This window comes from Pseudoalteromonas sp. B131b, assembly GCF_037162545.1.
Lineage (GTDB): Bacteria > Pseudomonadota > Gammaproteobacteria > Enterobacterales > Alteromonadaceae > Pseudoalteromonas > Pseudoalteromonas fuliginea.
Genome location: NZ_JARLUZ010000002.1, coordinates 558,178 through 577,838, shown reverse-complemented (window position 1 = coordinate 577,838; position 19,661 = coordinate 558,178). Strand labels below are relative to the sequence as shown.

Sequence of the window (19,661 nt, the reverse complement as noted above, 5' to 3'; positions counted from 1 at the left end):
TTACTGAAAACAAGGAGATACAATGCCAACGTTTACAGGCGAGCAAGCAACACAATACGATAGCCGCATAACCCGTTTAGTTCCTGGTTATGAATTATTACATCAGCTCACTAATGCGCAACTACAAGCAACGCTGGGCGACAATGCACATATTTTGGTAGTAGGGGCAGGCACAGGCAAAGAAGTACTTGCACTGGCTGGACTAAACCCTACGTGGCAATTTACTGCGCAAGATACATCAGCCGATATGCTTGCTATCGCACAGCAGCAATTTGATGAGCAAGGCATAACAAGCCGCGTAGATGTACATAATGGCCCCGTTGATAAGTTATCGGTTAAAGCCGATGCCGTTTTATGTTTACTAGTAATGCATTTTTTAGAAGATAACGGCGATAAAAAAGAGTTATTAAAAGCAATTAAAGGAAGCCTTAAAAAAGACGCAAACCTTTATATTGCAGATTTAATGCGCCCTGAAACTTCATTTGAGCGCGAAGCCCAGCTTACAACGTGCGCTCAATTGGGTTTAACCGAAACAGGTAAAACACAAACAGGGCATGACTTAGAAAATGAGTTTTACCCGCTTGATAGAATGCGCTTTAGCGAACTGCTAAACGAGTGCAAATTTGGCATTCCGAAGCTGTATTTTAAAGCCCTAGGTTTTAGCGGATATGTAATAAAATAGTTTTAAATTTAAGTAATATAGCCACATAAACACCGAGTATGCTTACTCGGTGTTTTATTTTATACATACATTTACAACTTCTCACAGCTGCATACAAAGCACATACATATTTTTTATGTTTTAAGATTTACTATTTCTATATCAACATAAGCAAATAGAGAATCAACATGAAAAAATCGTTAATTGCTGTTTTACTCCTCTCGGGTTGCGCATCACAAGGTGTTGACCGTAACGGTCAAAATCAAATAATTAAACGCTATTACGCCTCGGTAGAATCTATGCAACGTGTCACACTCTCATCAGAAGTGGGTACAGGCATAGCCGCAGGAGCTGGTTTTGGGTTTGTAGATAGCTTAGATGGCAATACAGAAGAAATGATAGGTGGGGCAATAATCGGCGGGTTAGTTGGAGGGTTATTTACCGCATTGTTTGAAGGCGGCAACGATGCATATCAGTATAATCTATACGCTACCAGCGAAGGTGAATTTACCGTAATTCAAAAACAAAAACTCGATCAAAACACTCAATGCGTAGTAGTAAATGCCGGTAAAAAAATTAAGCTTGAGCCAGTAGATAAACAATACTGCGAAAATAGTCCAAATGTGTACAAAAAAGCTGATGTTGCTCTATAGCAATATCAGCTTTTGTATTGTTGTAGGTCGGTTAAGCGAAGCGCCACCCGACGCACTAATATCCACGTTACTCAGATCATTACTGTGTCAGCAACCCTAACCAATCTCTTCAAGTGCTTTCATTGCGGCTTGTGCTTTATCTGTTTGTACAAAAATATGGTCGTGATAAAACGCAGCTACCACATTAGCGCTAATGCCATGCTCAGTCAGCTTTGCAGATACCGCAGCCGTTAATCCAACGGCCTCTAAGCTTGAATGTACGTTAAGGGTAATTAAACTATATTTACCCTCGTAAGTAATACCTGCTTTATCGGCAGTTTCAGCTTTTAAAATAAGGGTTAGCCCTTCTTCTTCAACATAAGTAGCAAGTGGCTCTAAATGAACATAATCGGCAAGTGAGCCTGCTAAGCAACAAAAAATATACTCGCCTTGCTTAAGCGCTGGCTGCATTGATTTTAATAATTCGTTTAACTCTAAAATTCCGGCCATGGTCGTTCCTTACAATGTGTTATTTAGTGCCTTTTAGCTGCGCGACTAGCTCGCTTAATCTCGCTATTTTTATATTACTTAGTTGCCTGTAATCAAAATACGGGCACACAATGATGTTGTTAGTTGTGTCTATTGCAAACTCGTCGTCGAGCCAATCAAATTGTGCATGCAACTTACCCTGTTGTAATAAGTTTTTAGCGTGCGTACGCCCAGCAATTATGTGTAGCTGGTTTTTATTGCTAGTAGCTTTATTTGCACACGTAATAGAAGTGTTAGGCGCGCTAAATAGCAGGGCGGTTTTACTGTTTTTTTGCAGTAAATACTCATCGCGATATTGTTGCCAAGTAGGGGCTTGTTTGGCAAATGAGTAATGCTCGCTTGGAAGGGAAAATAGCACTTTTGCATACACGTTAAACACTTTGCGCCAACCATTACCACAGTGCTGGTTTATGGTATTTATTTGCTCATTTATAACCGGTTCTAGGCATTCGAGTGTTTCAAAAAACGGCATTGGCGGCGCTTTTTCTACGTATACCGCCACGCTAAATTGCGTATCACCTAAGCCAACTAATTGTGTGTTCAAACTAGTTAGCCTTGTTTTGCGCTAAAATACGGTCGAGGTTATTTGCAAAGTTTTGGCGATCGGTTTGGCTAAGTGGCGGCGGCCCACCACTCATTTCTACGCCACTTGAGCGCATGGTATCCATAAAGTCGCGCACGTTAAGTATTGAGCGGATATTCTCGGTGGTATAAAGCTCGCCACGTGGATTGAGCGCTTGCCCGCCGTTATCAATTACTTCACTTGCTAGCGGAATATCGCCTGTAATAACTAAATCACCTTTTTCAACACGTTTTACTATTTCGTCGTCGGCTACATCAAATCCCGACGATACTTGAACGCGGCTTATGTATTTTGACGGCGGAATACGCATTGCGTGATTGGCCACTAAAATAGTCTCGATTTTCATACGCTCTGCAGCTCTAAAAAGTATTTCTTTTATAACAACAGGACACGCGTCTGCATCTACCCAAATTTTCATGCTATGGTCATTTTTATTGCTTTAGAATTAATATGATCCTATAGCAAATTTTTTTAATCGGCTAGCAAACTTTATATCCATCTATATTTAGATAATACGTACGATTTATGTAATTAAAAAAGGAGCTTACATGAAGGCTATTAAATACGGTTTACTTATTACAGGGTTATTTTTTCTTAGTGCCTGCACCAGCCCTCCGGAGGGAATAACACCCGTTAAAAACTTTGATATACAAAAATATAAAGGCAAGTGGTTTGAAATAGCGCGTCTTAATCACTCATTCGAAGAAGGTATGGAGCAAGTTACCGCGACTTATTCAATTAACGACGACGGCACAGTAAAGGTCCTTAACAAAGGGTATTTAACGGATGATAAAAAATGGGATGACGCCGAAGGCTTAGCCAAGTTTGTAGAGGGCACAGACACAGGGCATTTTAAAGTCTCGTTTTTTGGTCCATTTTATGGCGCTTACGTGATTTTTGAACTTGACCAACCCGATTATCAATATGCATTTATAACCAGTTACAACAAAGATTACTTGTGGTTTTTGTCGCGTACACCAACGGTTAGCAAAGAGCTTAAAGAACACTTTTTAACTAAAGCTAAAGAGTTGGGCTTTGCTACCAATGAAATAATTTGGGTTGAGCAATAAACAATGTAAAGCCCCTTTACAGTAGTCATAAAAGAGTCATCTAACAGTAAAGTAACTTAAATATATTATGGTTATATTGTGTGTACTTGCCGTGAGACAGCAAGTATTGGAAACACTGAATATCCCCTATTGTTGGCAAGCTATATAGCTTGCCATTTTTTTGCCTAGGGCGTGTTGATCTTTGTGGATTGAAATCTGTTCAATCTAGGGGCGATTAAATCGCGGCGCGAGGTTTGTAACCTAGTGGGCTAAGTAAAAACCGAGCAACAAAGAGTTAATCCTCCCTAGAAAGAACCCTTTGGGCAGCGCATGTTTGGTATTTATGCTGTGTTATCGCCTATTTATGGGGAATAACCACACTACATAGGCTCTGCCTTGCCTAAATACCAAACAGTCTGCTGCAAATTCACCCACCAAAGATCAACACGCCCTAATCTATGGGAAAGTAACGGATCACGTTTTTACTAACTAAGGCTAGTTTAATGCTAAAAACAACCCACTTAGTACAACTAACACGCTATTTAAAACACTAAACCACTTTACGTAGTCTACTAAAAAATTATAAAAAACCATTATAATTAAGATACTTAGGCTCATAAATCCGCAAAATAGTAATGCTCCATATCCATCTTGAGTTACTATACAAAGCACCAAGCTTAGTAAAATACTGATCCAAGCAGCTAATAGCAGCTTTTTACGTTGGGATTCTGTAGGGCGTTTTTTAAATACGTCTTTAAAATGATTATACTTAGCCAGCGCAAAACAGTTAAAACTGAGCAGGCATAGGCTAAAACCGAGTAAATCAATCATGGTTTTTGCCTTTTAAGGTTATTAGATTGACTAGGGCTGATTGTTTTTGAGTTGCTTTTAGCAGTACGTAATTTTTCGGTTTGTATAAAAAACAATATACTAAATAACAAAAACAGTGCATCAAAAGTAAATAAAGCCCACTGTTTGTGCATCAAATAGCTAACTATATTACCGTTAGTTGTAAGTGCATTAATAACCGGTACGCTTAAACATGCAACAGCATTTATAGCTGCCATAACTCGCCATTGCAGTGTGTCGCGCTTTATAAGTGCTAAAAGAGCAACCGCTAGCCATGTTAAAAAGAACGCGAGTATTTCTTTATCGGCGCGCTCTGCGGTAGTTGGGCTAAGTAGTCTGTTAGCAATAAAAAATGCACACGTTGCCAGTGGAAGTCCCATAATAGTGGCTAGGTTTAACCCTTCAACTAGTTTTAAACCAAACGAAGGTTTAACGTTATTTTTAGTTCGCTCGCGAATTCGCTTAGCCCACATAATACAGCCAGAGCCAATCATTACACAGCCTGCAATACCGCCTAATACGTATAACCAGCGCAACAACCACGTAGCTAAACGCCCTGTATGCATAGAATTAAGCGATTCGTAAAGCGCTTTGCTGCTAGTTAGCTCGTCATCAGTTTTAGCGACCATTTGCCCTGTAGCACCACTAAATATTAAGCGTGGTGCTTGGTCACGTAGTGTTTTACCTGCACTTATCAATACGGTAATTGTTGAAGCTGCCATATTTGGTTGGTTAACTTGTACGCGAGTAATATCTGCATGAGGCCACTTAGTATAAACCTGATCCAAAATACGTTGTATTGGCACCATTGGCAATTCGCCTTGGGCTTTATCGGTCATGGTGTTGCGAGGGGTTACATCGTTAAAAAAGCCACGTATGCCGTTATCGTAAGTTACTTTTGCAGGGTAGGGAAACAACATAAATATGAGCGTAATCATGCCAGTGTAGGTAATCATTAAATGAAAAGGCAGGGCAAGCACAGAGCTTAAGTTATGGGCATCTAACCACGTACGGCTACCTTTGTTACGCCTAAAGCTAAACATATCTTTAAAAATACGCTTATGAATAACCACGCCCGATATAATGGCAATCAGCATAAAAAAGCTAGCAAAGCATACAATCCAGCGTGCTGTTATTGCATCCATGTAATGTAAATCATAGTGCAACCGATAAAAAAAGTTACCACCTTTAGTATCTACAAAGGGCTCAAGCTCTTGCATGGTATTAGGGTTAAGCTGCGTGTTTTCAAACTTACTGCGGCGCTGACCTGGTTCTTTTGGCTTTGCATAACCATAAATTAAATAAGGAATACGCGGCTCAGGTAATGTAATACGCCAGCTTGATGAGTTAGCCCCATGGTTAGCTAAGTAATCAAATCCGGTAATTATTTGTTGTTTTTGCGCTTCTATACGCTGTGTTTGGGCTTGCACATTATGTATGGCTGGTTGATTCCACAACGTTATTTCGTCTCTAAAAAAGCTAAGAGTCCCTGCAAAAAATATTAAATATAATAACCAACAAACGAGTAACCCTACCCAAGTATGTAGCCAGGTCATTGAGCGGAAAAAACTGTCTTTCATAGCCAACCCTTCAATACAGCTAATAAACAAATTTGCGCACTAGTCGTTAGTAAAATACTGATCCAAACTGTTTTTAATGATTTAATGTAAAACGCATAAATAAAAACTAATGCATAAATTAGAATACTTAATGATACACACAGCAGTACCGCATCTGATTTGGTCAGCGGTAATAAAAAACTCAGCAAAGCGGTACTCGCAGCCGTAAAAGAATAGCCGCCAACAATGGCAATTAAAAAGCGTAAAAACACTGAAAAACGATAGCTAAAAATAGGTGATAGTTTAAAAAATTGCGATAACAACTCAATAACGCGTAGTTTAGTGGGCTGCGCACTCAGAGGGTGTGCCTGCATAATGAATTAATCTCTTATAAATACAGCGGGTGAAAAAATAAAGCATTATTATATAGTCTACAAATACAAAAGATAGTTATTATCATTCGTGATATTTAAGTTTGTCCAACCAAAAAATTTATTACTCACCTGCTCTCTGATAAAGTAATTTTTTAACATATTGAACCATAATGATATTTAAACTCACCGCAGTTAACGTTGAAAGTAACTGCTTGAGATAGATTTATTATCCAATAATTCAGGCTACTTAGTAAAATAGTGATCTCAAATAACATCAGTATATTTGATTAGCAACTAACTAAGGTTTAAGGTTGTTTATTACACTTTAATAAGAGCTTTAATAACGATGAGCGATCACGAAAAACTAAATTATGTCGAGTTCCCTGCTTATGATTTACCTGCTACTAAAACCTTTTTTAGCAATGTATTTAATTGGCAATTTACAGACTACGGCCCCGAATATACGGCGTTTAGCGGCCAAGGGCTTGATGGTGGATTTTTTAACGCACCGCTTAAATCGTTAACTCAAAACGGGGCTGCACTCTTAGTTTTTTATAGTAATGATATCCACGATACCTATAAAAAAATAGAGCTGCATGGCGGCACAATATTAAAGCCCATTTTTGAATTTCCGGGTGGTTGTCGGTTTCACTTTGCAGAGCCAAGCGGCAATGAGTTTGCTGTATGGGCAGACAGACAATAGATTTTATAAGGCCTGTAGCCCAGAAGTAATTAAAGATCACGATTTTACCAACTAACGCCCGTTTTAATTAAAATAAACCGATATTTTACCAACTCATTTGTTCTAAATGGCCATTTAGGATAAAAACTAAGCATTTAAGGCCAAATAAACATGAATAGTCACCAATTGATAGACCAAGTTAGTAAATGTGTGATCTGTGAACCTCATTTACCTTTAGGGGCTCGTCCTGTAATACAATTTAACCAAAACGCACGCATTTTAATTGCAGGCCAAGCACCTGGAATAAAAGTTCACGAAACAGGCGTGCCATTTAACGATGCAAGCGGTAATCGCCTACGAGAATGGCTTGGGCTAACAAGAGATGAATTTTACGATGCCAATAATATAGCCATTTTACCTATGGGCTTTTGTTATCCTGGTAGGGGGAAGTCGGGTGATTTACCACCGAGAAAAGAATGCGCACCTACATGGCGCGAGCAATTATTGGCTGCCCTACCAAATATTGAGCTGACAATAGTGCTTGGTAAATACGCACAGGCATATCACTTACCGGACACTAAAAAAATGCCACTCACGGAGTTAGTAAAATCGTGGCGTGAGTATTGGCCAAACTATTTAGTGCTTCCCCATCCCAGTCCGCGCAATAATATATGGCTTAAAAAAATCCATGGTTTGAACAAGATGTACTTCCAGAGCTTGATAAACGCATTGCGACTATTTTGAATAAGTAACACTTCTAGCATTAGGATTTATTGTAAAGGGGCGTTATACCAATCCGCAATAATACTTAATCATTTTGCGGGGCTAAACGTGTCGCTACCTGTGTTAAAAAATTCTCATTTACGACTGCATGGATGCAGAAGGTAGAGCAATGCAGGAGCAATTGCCTAGAACAACTAAATAGCGAATTTTTTGCCTAGCTATCAACACGTTTTTCCATTCTCAAAATAGATCACTTAATTAAGCGAATTGGTATACAGTTAACTTAAAAATTAACACTCTAATTAAAAACAATAACAAACGAGGCTGCCTAATTTGAATGCATCTATATTAACTGAAGTAATACTTCCGCTCGCCCTTGCACTTATTATGTTTGGCATGGGACTTGGGCTCACTACAAACGACTTTACCCGGTTATTTAAAAGCCCACTCGCCATCGTTATGGGTTTAATTGGCCAACTTGTAGCAATGCCTTTATTGGCATTAGGCCTATGCTATTTACTTAATTTATCAACACCTATAGCCATTGGTTTAATGATATTAGCCGCTTGTCCCGGCGGCACCATGTCAAATGTAGTAAGCCAGCTCGCTAAAGTTAACTTAGCACTTTCGGTAAGCTTAACAGCCGCTTCCACCGCTATTAGTATAATACCACACCGTTTATTATCGGCTTTGCTATGAGCCAGTTTGCGCCAGCAGATAACGCTAGTTTTTCTATTTTGACGACATCACTTGGGTTATTTTTTATTACCTTAGTACCTGTTGCTGTAGGTATTTGGTTACGCCATTTTAAAAATGATTTTGCTATTAAAACAGAACCGTTTTTTAGACGCTTCTCATTGTTTTTTATGCTCATTATGATTGCCGCATTGGTAATAAAAGAGCGCGCTTTATTAGTTAGCTCATTTAACGATGTATTTTGGGCATGTATTGCACTGAATATAGGCTCGATGATTGTAGGTTGGTTAATTGCTAAGTGTTCAAAATTAAATTTAACCGATTCACTAACTCTTTCTATTGAGGTTGGGATTCAAAATGCATCACTGGCTATTTTAATTGCGATTAGTTTTTTAAATAAACCAGAATACGCAGTTACTGGCGGTATTTATGGCCTGGCAATGTTTATAGGGCCGCTGCTGTTAATTGGCGGATTAAAGCTTAAAAACAAACGCACAATGTAGTTATAGCTAAAAAGCAGGGCTTATTATTGCTTGTGTAAGCTCTGTTTATTCTTAGAATTTACTTTACACGGACACATTTCACTCTCCAAGCTTGGACCTGTTAACCTTTGCGGATTAAAGTTTACTCTATCTAGGGATTATTTAATCACGAGACTCGGTAACTGCTCCTGCGTCATGATCATATCCTTTACAACATCCATATAGGCAACAGGTCGCCCCCAAGGAGCAGCCGCATATTTGACATTTATGTTGCATTATTGCCTATATAAGCAGATTAGTATAAACATGCCCTAGACATCTACAAATATAAATTCATTATTAGATTTTGCTGTAGACTTAAAACAAATCCACTTGAGAATGATTTTTAAGTGTCGTTATAAGCTGTACTTAACGCTTAAATATACTTTCTACTTGGCTGCGTAGCCATATTAATGCATCGTCTTTATCTGTATTTTGGTGCCAATATAAGTGCTGATAAATAGTAGGCATGGTGGTTGGTACTGGACGCGTAATTAAAGTTTCATCAAGTAGCTGACTTGCCACCATGGAGGGCAAAGTGAGTAAAAATGGTGAATTTTTTATTACCTCTTTTGCTGAAAAATACGTTTGACAACGTATAGCAACCTCACGATTTAAGCTTAACTGTAATAATGCTATATCCTCAATAACCGTACCCGTTGATCTGTTAGATACAGCTACATGTTTGGCCGTTAAGTAATTATCTATATTTAATTGCTCTGGCTACATTAGAAGTGAAATAAACGAAAAAGTAAAAACAGTGCCCTTTATTGTCGATACTGAAACAGGCTGTAGAGCACTTGTAACAGCTATAAATAAAGAAAAAGCCAACAGCTTTATACCAACGTGGCCATGGGCATTTTTACATTGGATTTTACGTATAGCCCCGCTGACTACACTTCGTAAAATGTCTTAAATAAACTCACGCCCCAAAATTGTTGTGGGCTTAAGTTTATCATTGCAAATAACCTAGCAATATATTAACAAAAAGAAATCCTCTTGCCTTATATCTGTAAAAAAACATACTTTTTTTGCTTTAAAAACAACCATAAATAAATTAACCAACTTTTATTGCTAATGATTTTTTCTTATTTATTATCCTTAAAGTTGCATTTGTTAATAAAACATTTAAAAAATGCACTTCCTGTGTTTAAATTGGCGCCAATGGATTACGAGCTCTTAGAAAATGAGATTAAACAAGGACGTAATACAATAATAATTATTTAAACACGGAAAAATTATGAATAAAAAAATTTTTGCAGCAACCGCTTTACTCGCTATGACTTCGACTTCTTTACTTGCATCTAGCGAAACATTACAAGCAAGTGTAAATGGTTGGAGCGAACCAACTTTTTTAGAAAATAACAAAGTACATTTTGGTAAAATTCGTTTAGCTACAGGTTCTACTTGTACAATGGATAATGCTGGCGCAGTAACGGGCGATTGTGATGCTTCAGACTCAAACATTCAATTAGGTGGCGTAACTGTTTCAGGTTTGGCTCCAAATTCAGCAATGAACATCACTGTATCAGGCAGTACAAGTGCCAACCTTACTTTCGCTCCAGTAACGACTGCCACTGATGGTACTTCAACTGTAACAACGGCTGATACTGTTGCTTCTGCATTTACAACTGATGCAAGCGCAACTGATATCGTAATCGGTGTTTATGGTGATATGACAGTAGCTGCCGATCTTACTGCTGGCGCTGCTTATGAAGTAGACTACACTGTCGATGTATCTTTTCAGTAATATTATTTCTTATATTATTATAGCCCTAGGCTACTAATAATATAAATTGTGTGGAGCTTAATGCTCCACATTTTTGCTTTATCATGTTGTTGAGTTGTCTCATGAGTTTTAAATTTTTTCGCTGGGCAACTCTTTGCCTGACTCTTCTATTACCTCAAATTTGCAGTGCTAATCTTTCTCTATCTGAATATCGTTTATATTTTGATGGACGAACTAAAAATAATTCATTAATGATCAGAAATACATCTGATAAAAACCTCGACTTTAAACTTAGTATCACGCACAAAGACATGACCGAAGAAGGGTCACTAATAGATGCAACACCTAAGCAAGTAGAGGGTCGTTCTGCTGCTGGCATGTTACGCTTTTCTCCACGCCGTGGTTCTATAGCGCCAAAAGGCATGCAAGCTATAAGAATGACGGTACGAAAAAAGCAGAATTACCCGCAGGAGAATACAGAGCGGTACTTAAAATAGTTGCGTCAGAAGCACCAGCCCCTAATGCAGAAGGAATAACCATACGCCCTAAAATATCTTACAGCGTTCCGGTAATTGTGCGCCATGGGCAGTTAGAAGCTGATTCGCAACTAATCAACCCGCAACTAATTAGCCAAAATGGTCGACCAACCGTTACGTTTTGGCAAACGCTAACGGGAAATCGTTCGTTATATGGTAATTTTGAACTGCTAGACAGTAATAACTTATCTGTTGGGGAAGTAACAAACGTAGCCGTTTATACGCCTTTATCGCGTCGTAAAGTCTATATTTCGTTGCAACAGCCCGTTGTCGGTCCGCTTACACTTAAATACAAAGAAAATCCCCAATATGGTGGCAATATTGAGTTAGCAATACCCGTTAATATTCAATAACACGTGTTTAAGCTAAACGCATTGCGTTATGGCGCTTTAATTAGTTTGTTGCTCATTGTTATTGTGCCTCAAACATTAGTCGCTAATGAGCTAACGCCTCTTCATCAATGGACTATTGATGAAGAGGCGTTCGTGATCGTAAATGTAAAAGTAAATGGCCGTTCAGTGGTATCCGACTTAGAAGCTTACTACACGCAATCAAATAAGCTGTTACTACCAATCAGTGTTCTTAAATCAACGATGGGGATTAACTTTAGTATTACCGAAGGGAGTTTAACTGCAACCGTTGATTCAACGAAGCTTGCACTAAGTACAACGTTATTGGCAGCTCAGTCGGTAACACCAACGGCATCTTTTTGGGCAAAAGACGATTACGATCATTACGTAGACTTATCCGTTATTAATACGCTTTTAGAAACCGACTCAACATTTGATTACTCACTCATGCAAGTCTCCTTTATGAGTAATTTATTAAGCACCACAAATGATAAAAAAACACGTCAATCACGCATAAGCAAGCTATTGCCCCACAATATGATCACTTTATAGAAGATCAATATCGTCTACTTACCTACCCAATTTCTGAGTACACAATTTCATCAACTGCCACATCTAAACAAGCACGTTATAAAGGCTTAATTAGACTCAACAGCTATTTTGATTTATTTCACCATAGAGCAGAAGTTCGGTTTAACAAAAATGAAAATAGCGACAATACATTTTTTAAAATTAGCAAAGATTTTAGTTTGACCGAGCAAGATCATTCATTAGCTCGCATTCATTATCAATTGGGTGATATTCAATCTCAATCAGATCAGCTGACGACAGCTTCAAGCCAAGGCAGAGGTATTTATATCTCGAATGCCGATCCACGCTCAGCACAAAATTTTTCGTCAATAACCATTGAAGAACCCGCTTTACCCGGTTGGCAAGCTGAGCTATATCGCAATGGGCAATTTTTAGCGACCACACAAGCAAATGACGATAATTTAGTTAAGTTTATCGATATAGAAACATTTTATGGCAATAATATTTTTGAAATAAAGCTTTTTGGCCCCCAAGGTGAGCAAATTACACGCACTCAAAAATACACGATAGGGCAGGATGCCCTATCACCAGGGAAAATAAGCTATCAAGTTGAGTTAATTGAAACAGATAAAAGCGTATTTGATAACAACCAAAATACTCAAAATACATTTAGTGACACATTTAAAGCCAGTGTTTCATATGGGATAAGTGAAAATTTAACCTATGATGCACAAATCACTCAACTAGCATCTGATGAGCGCTCTCGCTATATATCATCAGGATTAAATATACTTACGGAGCATGGCAGCTATCGATTTTTATCTAGCAAACAACTCAATGCTGGCAGCGCTTATTATGCAGGCTTTAGGGGCTTGTTCTCTAATGATTTTTATAACGACGTAAACGTCAATTTAGAATATACCGCCTTAGATGATTTCTCGAGCGCATTGTTTTTACCACAAAATAATGTGCTTAAAAATAAATTATCGATTAGTTTAAATGGTCGTTCTGATTCGTTTGACTCTTTAAACTGGAATATGAAATGGCTTAACGAAAATCGTGAAAATAAATCAAACAACAATACATTTTCATTAGGTATCAATAAAAATCACATTGGTGGTACATGGGCTGGACGCCTTTTTTATGATGAGCAAGAAGATGAATTAACCAATCAACTTTATTCATCTATTGATATCGCTTCTTGGAAGTGGACAAATACACTCGATTGGCTGCCTATAAATGGGGGAAAGCTTGTTAGCCTGCGTAGTAATTTACGTTGGCCGCAAACACAACAGACCTTTAACCAAACCCAGTTATCGTATAACCCTGATTCATCAGCGACCGCGCAACTAAGCCATCAGTATACTTATCGCTATGATATTTTTAATGTTCAAGTCTCAGGCCAATACGATAGTCGTGGTGATTGGCGCGTGTCATTAGGTTTAAACGGCACATTTAGCTTTGATCATCTTGAGTTAGATATGATATTTGACACCCCACGAGCTCTTAGCGGCGGACAGCTTGAAGCATCTGCTTTTATTGACTGGAACGAAAATCGAGTATTTGATCAAGGTGATGAAGCATTAGAAGACGTTCGCTTTACCGGTAATTATTTATGGCGAAATAAATTCACTAACAATACAGGTAAAGCGCTACTGCCAAGTAGTCACGGCGGGCAAATTTTAGAGGTCGATTTACGCACTTTACCTAATCCATATTTGCAACCTGTACTTGGAAAAATAAAAACCTACGCTCACCGAGGAGGTCAGACTAAAGTTGATGTACCAATGGTTATTTTTAATGAAGTAGAAGGGACTGTTTACTTTGAAAATAACGATAAAAGTAAACCTGTTTCAGGCGTAACCGTTTTTTTAAAGCAAATTAATGGCGACAAAGAATACACAACAACTACCGAGTACGACGGGTATTATTATTTTTCTAATGTGAGTCAAGGAAACTACAAAATTGAAGTTGAAGCAAATACATTAAATATAAAAAGCCTCGTTACTAAAAACTTACCAGAGCGCGTTGTTACCTCAAAAACAGGTGATACTATTATTCTAAAAGATATCGTTCTGCAACCTAAAAACAATACAATAGACTCAATAGAGTTAGTTGATAAGCCATCAGAAAAATCTTATTTTGTTCAGCTTGGTGTATTTAAAAAATTTGAATCGGCAGTAATAGTAGCAAAAGAGATTGACTCAAAAGCGCATCCTTTAAAATTATATAAACATCAAACCCGCAACAGTTACTATTTAGTAACAGGCCCTTATGCAAACGCCCAAGACGCGCAAACAACAATTAACGATGTCTACTCAACGCCTGCATTACATGGCAGCTTTATGGTCGACGCTATACGTTATACATCTACAGATTGGCAACTAATGCACGCATGGGGAGAGCAAAAAAGTGATACGAAAGAGCTCTATTATTGTCAATATGCCGCGTATACCTCTAAAAAAACAATAAAACCTCAATTGATAAAAGCTGATTTCCCACTGTTCACTATCAACAGAAATATTAATGGTAAAAAATATTTTTTATTACTCTCAGGCCCACATATTGAGCAACCACAGAGCGCATGTAGCGCTTTAACTAGTCGGCAAATAAACGAAGGCTCTACACCAATAAAAAAATCCTGGAGCGACTTATACAAATAACCTTAAACTAATGAGTTATTTGGCGCTTAAAATACTCATATATTAATTAAAATTAGTATTATTGAGCTGTAAAGTATGTCGTTTGTGAGAGGCCATTTTTGTCAAGATGCGTTATACACCTTATTTCGCAGCGTGCACCCGCCGATTCTGCAATCCAATTGGATTGAGACTGTTTTTTTATATAACAAGCAGAATAAAATGCATCTTCTTTTTGTGCAGAAACAACAGCACAACGCGCATAATTACCAAGCTGCAATACTTTTATTGGAAATATTTGCTCCTGAGCAATAACTCCAGCACTAAAAGCTTGGGTTGATTTTGCGTACGTGGATACCGAAAAATACACAGTAAAAATAAAGAATAAACCAATAACCACATGCCATTGCTTCATACATTACACCTAAAAATACAGATAATTAAATTGTAGAAGTAAATAAACTTTATGCATCTGTTTATAGATTATTTTAGGCATTAAAAAAGGTGGCAAAAGCCACCTTTTTATAAAACAAAAACTTATAGAAGTGCAAAAAGCTTTTTAAGTTGTGGCATGTACTCGCTCACAAGCTCAAGGTTACTTTCGCTAACGACTGGCTCACTTGATTTAGCGGCACTTGATGCGTTACCTAATGAGCCCATTAGCGAGCTAGCGCCTTTGTCTTTAACACTTTTCATACTTTGAAAACCACCCATTAGTTTATCTGCTGTTTCTTTATTTTCAGTAGATAAGCCAGATTTAAGGTTTTCGATGTAAGCCATAGACACTTCAGAACCGACAGTAATTAACTGCTCTGGAGTAAAACCGTAACGACTTGTTACGCCTTCAAAACTTTTGTATAAGTCTTGCTCTTTAATCATGCTAAGCGCGCTGTTAGCTAGCGAGCCTTGCTCTGATGTTGTTTGGTCAGCCGACGCACCTAACATGCTTCCTAGGTCCAGCCCTTTTAGAGAATCTTGAGCGCTCGCCCAACTTGTTACCGCTGGTAGTGCTTTCATGTAGCTTTGTAAATCACCTTCAGTGATATCTTTTGCAACACCAGAGAAGCTCATTGCTAACAAACTAAGTGATACGAGTATTTTTTTCATGCAGGCATTTCCTGTTATTGTGGAGCTATTATTATATGAAGCCCTAAATAGATAGGGCTGTGCAATTAGAAACTAAATAATTGCATATGCCAATACATAATAATGTATTGGCGAATTTTACAGTACAATTCATGGGAGTTGACCTAAAGTACTACGATTTTAGTTGATTCACCCTAAGTCAATGTACAAATGATATAATGCATTTTTGACAACGAGAGCTGAACACAATGTTAACAATTTCAAATACAGTCACAATTGATGAGTGGGAACTAGAGCTTACAGCTATTCGCTCTCAAGGTGCCGGTGGTCAAAATGTTAACAAAGTAGCAAGTGCTATACACTTACGTTTTGACATTAATCGCTCTAAATTACCTGACTTTTACAAAGAACGCTTACTCGCTTTAAAAGATTCTAGAATCACTAAAGATGGCGTTTTAATAATTAAAGCCCAAAGCCACCGGACCCAAGAATTGAACAGAGATGATGCACTTAAGCGTTTAAAAGATCTTATTTTGAGTGCAACCGTGGTGAACAAAGCTCGAAGAGCCACCAAGCCAAGTAGAAATTCTCAGCGCAAACGCATGGATAAAAAAACCAAGCACGGCCAAAACAAAGCATTGCGTGGCAGTGTGAAAATTTAACTGCTAGGCGCGCAGCTTGCTTGCGTATAAAAACGCAGTTTTTAAAATAACTTAATGATTAGAAGCCTTGCTTCTCACGTGAGCAAGCTCTACGTCTACAAAATGTGCAACCTTGTTAACTGGTAGACGCACAGCTTGCTGGCGTGTAAAAACGCAGTTTTTAAAATAACTTAATAATTAGAAGCCTTGCTTCTCACGTGAGCAAGCTCTACGTCTACAAAACGGTGTAACCTTGTTAACTGGTAGACGCGCAGCTTGCTGGCGTATAAAAACGCAGTTTTTAAAATAACTTAATAATTAGAAGCCTTGCTTCTCACGTGAGCAAGCTCTACGTCTACAAAACGTGCAACCTTGTTAACTGGTAGACGCGCAGCTTGCTGGCGTGCAAAAACGCAGTTCTTAAAATAACTTAATAATCAGAAGCCTTGCTTCTCACGTGAGCAAGCTCTACGTCTACAAAACGTGCAACCTTGTTAACTGGTAGACGCGCACTTGCTGGCGTGTAAAAACGCAGTTTTTAAAATGGCTTAATAATTAAAATTTATTTAATCAAAGGTATGATGGCGCGTTGCACTAAAGCGATTAAGTAAATGATGCATAACATATACAGCGCACAAGCTTAAAATAATCGCCACCGATACCGAACTAAATCGATACAACGCACTGTAAATTAAGTCTTGTCCTGGGCCCAACGACTGCCCAAATAAAATACCAAATGTGGTTAATACACCAAACCCGATACCAGGAATACCGCCGCCTAAAATGTGAAACCGTGCAAACACAAAGGATAAAATCCACAATATAGCAACCGGAAAAAGTAAAAAATCGCTATGGTTGTACAAAAACAACTGTGATAACAGCGCTGCATTGCAACCAATCAATGTACCAATTGCACGTTGCCAGCCTGCCATACCTGCAGCTTTCCAACACAATGAAAATAAAATAAGTACTGAGGCCGCTTGTGCTGAAATTGAATCTTGTAAATCAAGCACCTGAAAAGCCACAAACGAAAGCGTTGCCACACTGGCGCAAAGTAGCACCTCATGGCGAATGCTTTCTTTAGGTTTAGCTGGCATTACTCGACTGGGCCTTGCGGTTACATCAGGAAACACCCCATGCATTATCGCGGCAATAATCACAGTTAGTAGGATAGCCAAACCGTTACTTAAAATCAGCGGATAAATACTACTGCCTTGATCAACATAGCTCGAAAAATGCAGTTGAATTGAAAGGCTAACCACGCCTAAAGCACCAAATAAAAAGGCGCTACCGCTACTCATTTTATGGAATAAAAAACAAAATATGCCAAATACAAGTAGCGTCATAACGACAGGCAAATGAGAAAATAGCCCCTGTATTACAAGTACTATAAATGCACTAAAAGCCGCCGACGCTATAAATTGACTGATAACACCTCGGCTTAATGTAGGCACCATACCGAGTAACAACATAGGATAAACAGTAAAAAATATGCCGTTTGGCCAGTTCATTAACTTACTAATGGCAAAACCGATAGTACATCCGCCGGCTATACGCAGTGCTTGGCGAAGGCCATTAGAATCTAATTGTGGTCCTTGGCTAACAACTTGAGTCATACCCTCTCCATTAATAAATGTAGTGTAACCAACTAATAAACCTAATTTGCGCTGCGCCAAACCACTGCCCAATAGTTGACTCTGGCAATAATTGCACTGTAGCACGTGCACCACTTGGCATATTTTCAATTAAATTTTGGTTGTTAACTAATTTTAGATGAATACGTTGTCGCTGCGCATCGCGCACCCAGCGGTTACTGATCTCTGTAGTACTGAGCAAACCATTGGCACTTAACTGACCATTGCTTACACCGGCCTCAAACGCCTCAAGTGTCGCGTCATAAACCTCTCCAGGGCGACTATCAAAAACGACTTTTGCTAGGCTACCGCGCTTCATGTGCAGAAGTGATTTTTCTCTAAAATCGGCAACTAAGTCGGCTTTTTTAGCCACAATCGCTAATAACGGTTTACCTGCAACGGCATATGCACCATCAAGCAATTGTAAGTTAGCAACTATGCCATCACTCAATGCACGCACTTGCGTATACGATAAATTCAACTCAGCTTGCGCTAACTGATTTGCAGCATGGCGCATTGCTAAGTTTTTATCACCTGACTCGCCACGGGCTAAAATAGCTTCCGATAATTGCGCCTCATACGCTGCTACATTTGCTTTGCTTGCTTGATAATTAGCACGAATGCTTTCAAGCTCTTGCTCTGATATGGAGTTTTGTTTGTAGAGCTTTTCGCCTCGGCTTTTTAATAATTTTTGCTCATGTTGTTTAGCTTTTGCAGCACTTATTTGCGCCTCAAGCGCTTTTACATTTGTATCGAGTCGTTTGTTTTGTAATTTAGCATCGTCAAGTGCCAGCTTGGCTTGTTCGTACGCTAAGTTGTAAGGTCCTTGGTCAATATGAAACAAAATATCGCCTGCTTTCACAGGTTTGTTATTACTTACTAATACACTAGTTACTCGGCCACTTATTTGTGGCGATATTTGCACAACAGGATGATACACGCGCGCTTGAGGCGTTACAGGTAAAAAAATATCAGCCATTAAATAGTAAATAAACACTAAAACAAACCCAATGAGGGAGAGTCTTACATAGCGGGCAAATTTTTGATCAGGTGTCATTTTTAGCCTTTGTTTGAGATTTAATGCAATTGAGTGCGTTTTCTTCCATTTTTATCAAGCCGTATGCCATTGCATCTAATTGTGCATGACTAAAACCATTATATAACTGCGCTTTAATATCTGTTATTCGCTCATTTAAGGTGTGTAAAATGCTGCGACCTTGCTCGGTAAAATAAAGCTTTTTACTGCGTTTATCGTGCTCATCTACGCGGCGCACAATCAGCGATTGCTCTTCTAACTGTTTGAGCGTGCGCGTAAGCGATGGCATCTCTATGCCTAAGCTCTGTGAAAGCGCTAACTGGGTAACGCCCTCTTTGAGCATATTTATATGCATTAAGGCAGTCCAGCGCGACTGTGTTAACCCTAAAGGCTCAACAGCAATAGTTACCGCTTCACGGCATAAGCGATGCACACGGCCCATATTGCCGCAAAGTGTTAAATCAAGAGTTTCATAAAATGGAATGTTTTTAACCATAGCGCACTTAATTAGTTAGCAGGCTAACTATAATATCACTACTTAATAAACAACGTAAATATATTAGTTAAAAATGGATTAAAGATGTGCAGTAAGGCATAAAGC

22 protein-coding genes and 3 pseudogenes are annotated in these 19,661 nt (G+C 38.6%); 13 read left to right on the top strand and 12 right to left on the bottom strand.

Annotated elements, in window-relative coordinates:
- The first annotated feature begins 22 nt into the window (after positions 1–22).
- Together P4S65_RS20580 and P4S65_RS20575 are read left to right on the top strand one after the other, a co-directional pair.
- Positions 23–682 (top strand): class I SAM-dependent methyltransferase, encoded by a 660-nt coding sequence (locus P4S65_RS20580; RefSeq protein ID WP_033028640.1) that lies wholly within the window; start codon positions 23–25, stop codon positions 680–682.
- A 167-nt stretch (positions 683–849) separates the two neighbouring features.
- A complete protein-coding gene (locus P4S65_RS20575; protein WP_033028639.1) occupies positions 850–1,314 on the top strand; it encodes a hypothetical protein in 465 nt (154 codons plus the stop codon).
- 96 nt (positions 1,315–1,410) lie between these two features.
- On the opposite strand, the gene P4S65_RS20570 is transcribed toward P4S65_RS20575, so the two are convergent.
- Genes P4S65_RS20570 through P4S65_RS20560 form a run of 3 tightly spaced genes read right to left on the bottom strand, consistent with a single transcriptional unit; the run spans position 1,411 to position 2,843 of the window.
- Entirely contained in the window at positions 1,411–1,803 is a 393-nt protein-coding gene (locus P4S65_RS20570; protein ID WP_337121074.1) for an ACT domain-containing protein, read from the bottom strand.
- Between the two features lie 19 nt (positions 1,804–1,822).
- Positions 1,823–2,386, bottom strand: coding sequence for a DUF6942 family protein (locus P4S65_RS20565; RefSeq protein ID WP_337121073.1), 564 nt, complete (start codon positions 2,384–2,386; stop codon positions 1,823–1,825).
- 1 nt (position 2,387) lies between these two features.
- A complete protein-coding gene (locus P4S65_RS20560) occupies positions 2,388–2,843 on the bottom strand; it encodes a YaiI/YqxD family protein (protein WP_002959175.1) in 456 nt (151 codons plus the stop codon).
- 130 nt (positions 2,844–2,973) lie between these two features.
- Here P4S65_RS20560 and P4S65_RS20555 point away from each other — a divergent pair, with 130 nt between their 5' ends.
- The gene (locus tag P4S65_RS20555) at positions 2,974–3,495 is read left to right on the top strand and encodes a lipocalin family protein (protein ID WP_337121072.1); all 522 of its coding nucleotides are present in this window, start codon (positions 2,974–2,976) and stop codon (positions 3,493–3,495) included.
- Positions 3,496–3,969: 474 nt separating this feature from the next.
- Here P4S65_RS20555 and P4S65_RS20550 read toward each other — a convergent pair whose 3' ends face one another.
- From P4S65_RS20550 to P4S65_RS20540, 3 genes are read right to left on the bottom strand one after another with little or no spacing between them, the layout of a single operon-like run.
- On the bottom strand, positions 3,970–4,305 hold the full coding sequence (locus P4S65_RS20550) for a DUF3325 domain-containing protein (RefSeq protein WP_337121071.1): 336 nt from the start codon (positions 4,303–4,305) through the stop codon (positions 3,970–3,972).
- Positions 4,302–5,903, bottom strand: a complete 1,602-nt coding sequence (locus P4S65_RS20545; protein ID WP_337121070.1) for a PepSY-associated TM helix domain-containing protein — start codon at positions 5,901–5,903, stop codon at positions 4,302–4,304. Before P4S65_RS20545 ends, P4S65_RS20550 begins: the two co-directional genes overlap by 4 nt.
- On the bottom strand, positions 5,900–6,256 hold the full coding sequence (locus tag P4S65_RS20540) for a hypothetical protein (protein WP_007376696.1): 357 nt from the start codon (positions 6,254–6,256) through the stop codon (positions 5,900–5,902). Before P4S65_RS20540 ends, P4S65_RS20545 begins: the two co-directional genes overlap by 4 nt.
- Before the next feature lie 346 nt (positions 6,257–6,602).
- Here P4S65_RS20540 and P4S65_RS20535 point away from each other — a divergent pair, with 346 nt between their 5' ends.
- The 3 genes and pseudogenes from P4S65_RS20535 (at position 6,603) to P4S65_RS20525 (ending at position 8,860) form a co-directional block, all read left to right on the top strand.
- Positions 6,603–6,959 (top strand): VOC family protein, encoded by a 357-nt coding sequence (locus P4S65_RS20535; RefSeq protein ID WP_337121069.1) that lies wholly within the window; start codon positions 6,603–6,605, stop codon positions 6,957–6,959.
- 150 nt (positions 6,960–7,109) lie between these two features.
- Positions 7,110–7,690, top strand: a pseudogene (locus tag P4S65_RS20530) (uracil-DNA glycosylase family protein).
- A gap of 358 nt (positions 7,691–8,048) precedes the next feature.
- A pseudogene (locus tag P4S65_RS20525) lies at positions 8,049–8,860 on the top strand (bile acid:sodium symporter family protein).
- Between the two features lie 387 nt (positions 8,861–9,247).
- Here the strand turns inward: P4S65_RS20525 and P4S65_RS20520 are convergent.
- Positions 9,248–9,406 (bottom strand): hypothetical protein, encoded by a 159-nt coding sequence (locus P4S65_RS20520; RefSeq protein WP_232525555.1) that lies wholly within the window; start codon positions 9,404–9,406, stop codon positions 9,248–9,250.
- A gap of 193 nt (positions 9,407–9,599) precedes the next feature.
- Here P4S65_RS20520 and P4S65_RS20515 point away from each other — a divergent pair.
- The 6 genes and pseudogenes from P4S65_RS20515 to P4S65_RS20490 all read left to right on the top strand — a co-directional run.
- Positions 9,600–9,794 (top strand): annotated as a pseudogene (locus tag P4S65_RS20515) (SDR family oxidoreductase); the annotation flags it as partial.
- A 324-nt stretch (positions 9,795–10,118) separates the two neighbouring features.
- Positions 10,119–10,628 (top strand): hypothetical protein, encoded by a 510-nt coding sequence (locus tag P4S65_RS20510; protein ID WP_033028630.1) that lies wholly within the window; start codon positions 10,119–10,121, stop codon positions 10,626–10,628.
- A gap of 101 nt (positions 10,629–10,729) precedes the next feature.
- On the top strand, positions 10,730–11,104 hold the full coding sequence (locus tag P4S65_RS20505) for a hypothetical protein (protein ID WP_337121068.1): 375 nt from the start codon (positions 10,730–10,732) through the stop codon (positions 11,102–11,104).
- A 77-nt stretch (positions 11,105–11,181) separates the two neighbouring features.
- Positions 11,182–11,496 carry a hypothetical protein gene (locus P4S65_RS20500; RefSeq protein ID WP_337121067.1) on the top strand — a complete coding sequence of 105 codons (315 nt, stop codon included), beginning with the start codon at positions 11,182–11,184 and terminating at the stop codon, positions 11,494–11,496.
- A gap of 3 nt (positions 11,497–11,499) precedes the next feature.
- Positions 11,500–12,045, top strand: a complete 546-nt coding sequence (locus P4S65_RS20495) for a hypothetical protein (protein WP_337121066.1) — start codon at positions 11,500–11,502, stop codon at positions 12,043–12,045.
- Positions 12,046–12,242: 197 nt separating this feature from the next.
- Positions 12,243–14,687, top strand: a complete 2,445-nt coding sequence (locus P4S65_RS20490; RefSeq protein WP_337121065.1) for an SdrD B-like domain-containing protein — start codon at positions 12,243–12,245, stop codon at positions 14,685–14,687.
- A gap of 58 nt (positions 14,688–14,745) precedes the next feature.
- Here P4S65_RS20490 and P4S65_RS20485 read toward each other — a convergent pair whose 3' ends face one another.
- Entirely contained in the window at positions 14,746–15,078 is a 333-nt protein-coding gene (locus tag P4S65_RS20485; protein ID WP_008139452.1) for a hypothetical protein, read from the bottom strand.
- Positions 15,079–15,200: 122 nt separating this feature from the next.
- On the bottom strand, positions 15,201–15,770 hold the full coding sequence (locus P4S65_RS20480) for a hypothetical protein (RefSeq protein WP_033040837.1): 570 nt from the start codon (positions 15,768–15,770) through the stop codon (positions 15,201–15,203).
- 227 nt (positions 15,771–15,997) lie between these two features.
- On the opposite strand from P4S65_RS20480, the gene arfB reads away from it, so the two are divergent.
- The gene (gene arfB / locus P4S65_RS20475) at positions 15,998–16,411 is read left to right on the top strand and encodes an alternative ribosome rescue aminoacyl-tRNA hydrolase ArfB (RefSeq protein WP_007376712.1); all 414 of its coding nucleotides are present in this window, start codon (positions 15,998–16,000) and stop codon (positions 16,409–16,411) included.
- 545 nt (positions 16,412–16,956) lie between these two features.
- Here arfB and P4S65_RS20470 read toward each other — a convergent pair.
- From P4S65_RS20470 to P4S65_RS20460, 3 genes are read right to left on the bottom strand one after another with little or no spacing between them, the layout of a single operon-like run.
- A complete protein-coding gene (locus tag P4S65_RS20470; protein WP_337121064.1) occupies positions 16,957–18,006 on the bottom strand; it encodes a DUF2955 domain-containing protein in 1,050 nt (349 codons plus the stop codon).
- A gap of 10 nt (positions 18,007–18,016) precedes the next feature.
- Entirely contained in the window at positions 18,017–19,081 is a 1,065-nt protein-coding gene (locus P4S65_RS20465) for an HlyD family secretion protein (RefSeq protein WP_008139130.1), read from the bottom strand.
- Positions 19,071–19,556, bottom strand: coding sequence for a MarR family transcriptional regulator (locus tag P4S65_RS20460; RefSeq protein ID WP_096794171.1), 486 nt, complete (start codon positions 19,554–19,556; stop codon positions 19,071–19,073). Before P4S65_RS20460 ends, P4S65_RS20465 begins: the two co-directional genes overlap by 11 nt.
- Between the last annotated feature and the right edge of the window lie 105 nt (positions 19,557–19,661).

Bases quoted from the DNA above. Each gene is read 5' to 3' on its own strand.
- P4S65_RS20480 (WP_033040837.1), bottom strand. From the start codon at position 15,770: ATGAAAAAAATACTCGTATCACTTAGTTTGTTAGCAATGAGCTTCTCT.
- P4S65_RS20545 (WP_337121070.1), bottom strand. From the start codon at position 5,903: ATGAAAGACAGTTTTTTCCGCTCAATGACCTGGCTACATACTTGGGTA.
- P4S65_RS20570 (WP_337121074.1), bottom strand. From the start codon at position 1,803: ATGGCCGGAATTTTAGAGTTAAACGAATTATTAAAATCAATGCAGCCA.
- P4S65_RS20575 (WP_033028639.1), top strand. From the start codon at position 850: ATGAAAAAATCGTTAATTGCTGTTTTACTCCTCTCGGGTTGCGCATCA.
- P4S65_RS20560 (WP_002959175.1), bottom strand. From the start codon at position 2,843: ATGAAAATTTGGGTAGATGCAGACGCGTGTCCTGTTGTTATAAAAGAA.
- arfB (WP_007376712.1), top strand. From the start codon at position 15,998: ATGTTAACAATTTCAAATACAGTCACAATTGATGAGTGGGAACTAGAG.
- P4S65_RS20485 (WP_008139452.1), bottom strand. From the start codon at position 15,078: ATGAAGCAATGGCATGTGGTTATTGGTTTATTCTTTATTTTTACTGTG.
- P4S65_RS20465 (WP_008139130.1), bottom strand. From the start codon at position 19,081: ATGACACCTGATCAAAAATTTGCCCGCTATGTAAGACTCTCCCTCATT.
- P4S65_RS20580 (WP_033028640.1), top strand. From the start codon at position 23: ATGCCAACGTTTACAGGCGAGCAAGCAACACAATACGATAGCCGCATA.
- P4S65_RS20460 (WP_096794171.1), bottom strand. From the start codon at position 19,556: ATGGTTAAAAACATTCCATTTTATGAAACTCTTGATTTAACACTTTGC.
- P4S65_RS20540 (WP_007376696.1), bottom strand. From the start codon at position 6,256: ATGCAGGCACACCCTCTGAGTGCGCAGCCCACTAAACTACGCGTTATT.
- P4S65_RS20555 (WP_337121072.1), top strand. From the start codon at position 2,974: ATGAAGGCTATTAAATACGGTTTACTTATTACAGGGTTATTTTTTCTT.
- P4S65_RS20520 (WP_232525555.1), bottom strand. From the start codon at position 9,406: ATGGTGGCAAGTCAGCTACTTGATGAAACTTTAATTACGCGTCCAGTA.
- P4S65_RS20505 (WP_337121068.1), top strand. From the start codon at position 10,730: ATGAGTTTTAAATTTTTTCGCTGGGCAACTCTTTGCCTGACTCTTCTA.
- P4S65_RS20510 (WP_033028630.1), top strand. From the start codon at position 10,119: ATGAATAAAAAAATTTTTGCAGCAACCGCTTTACTCGCTATGACTTCG.
- P4S65_RS20470 (WP_337121064.1), bottom strand. From the start codon at position 18,006: ATGACTCAAGTTGTTAGCCAAGGACCACAATTAGATTCTAATGGCCTT.
- P4S65_RS20535 (WP_337121069.1), top strand. From the start codon at position 6,603: ATGAGCGATCACGAAAAACTAAATTATGTCGAGTTCCCTGCTTATGAT.
- P4S65_RS20550 (WP_337121071.1), bottom strand. From the start codon at position 4,305: ATGATTGATTTACTCGGTTTTAGCCTATGCCTGCTCAGTTTTAACTGT.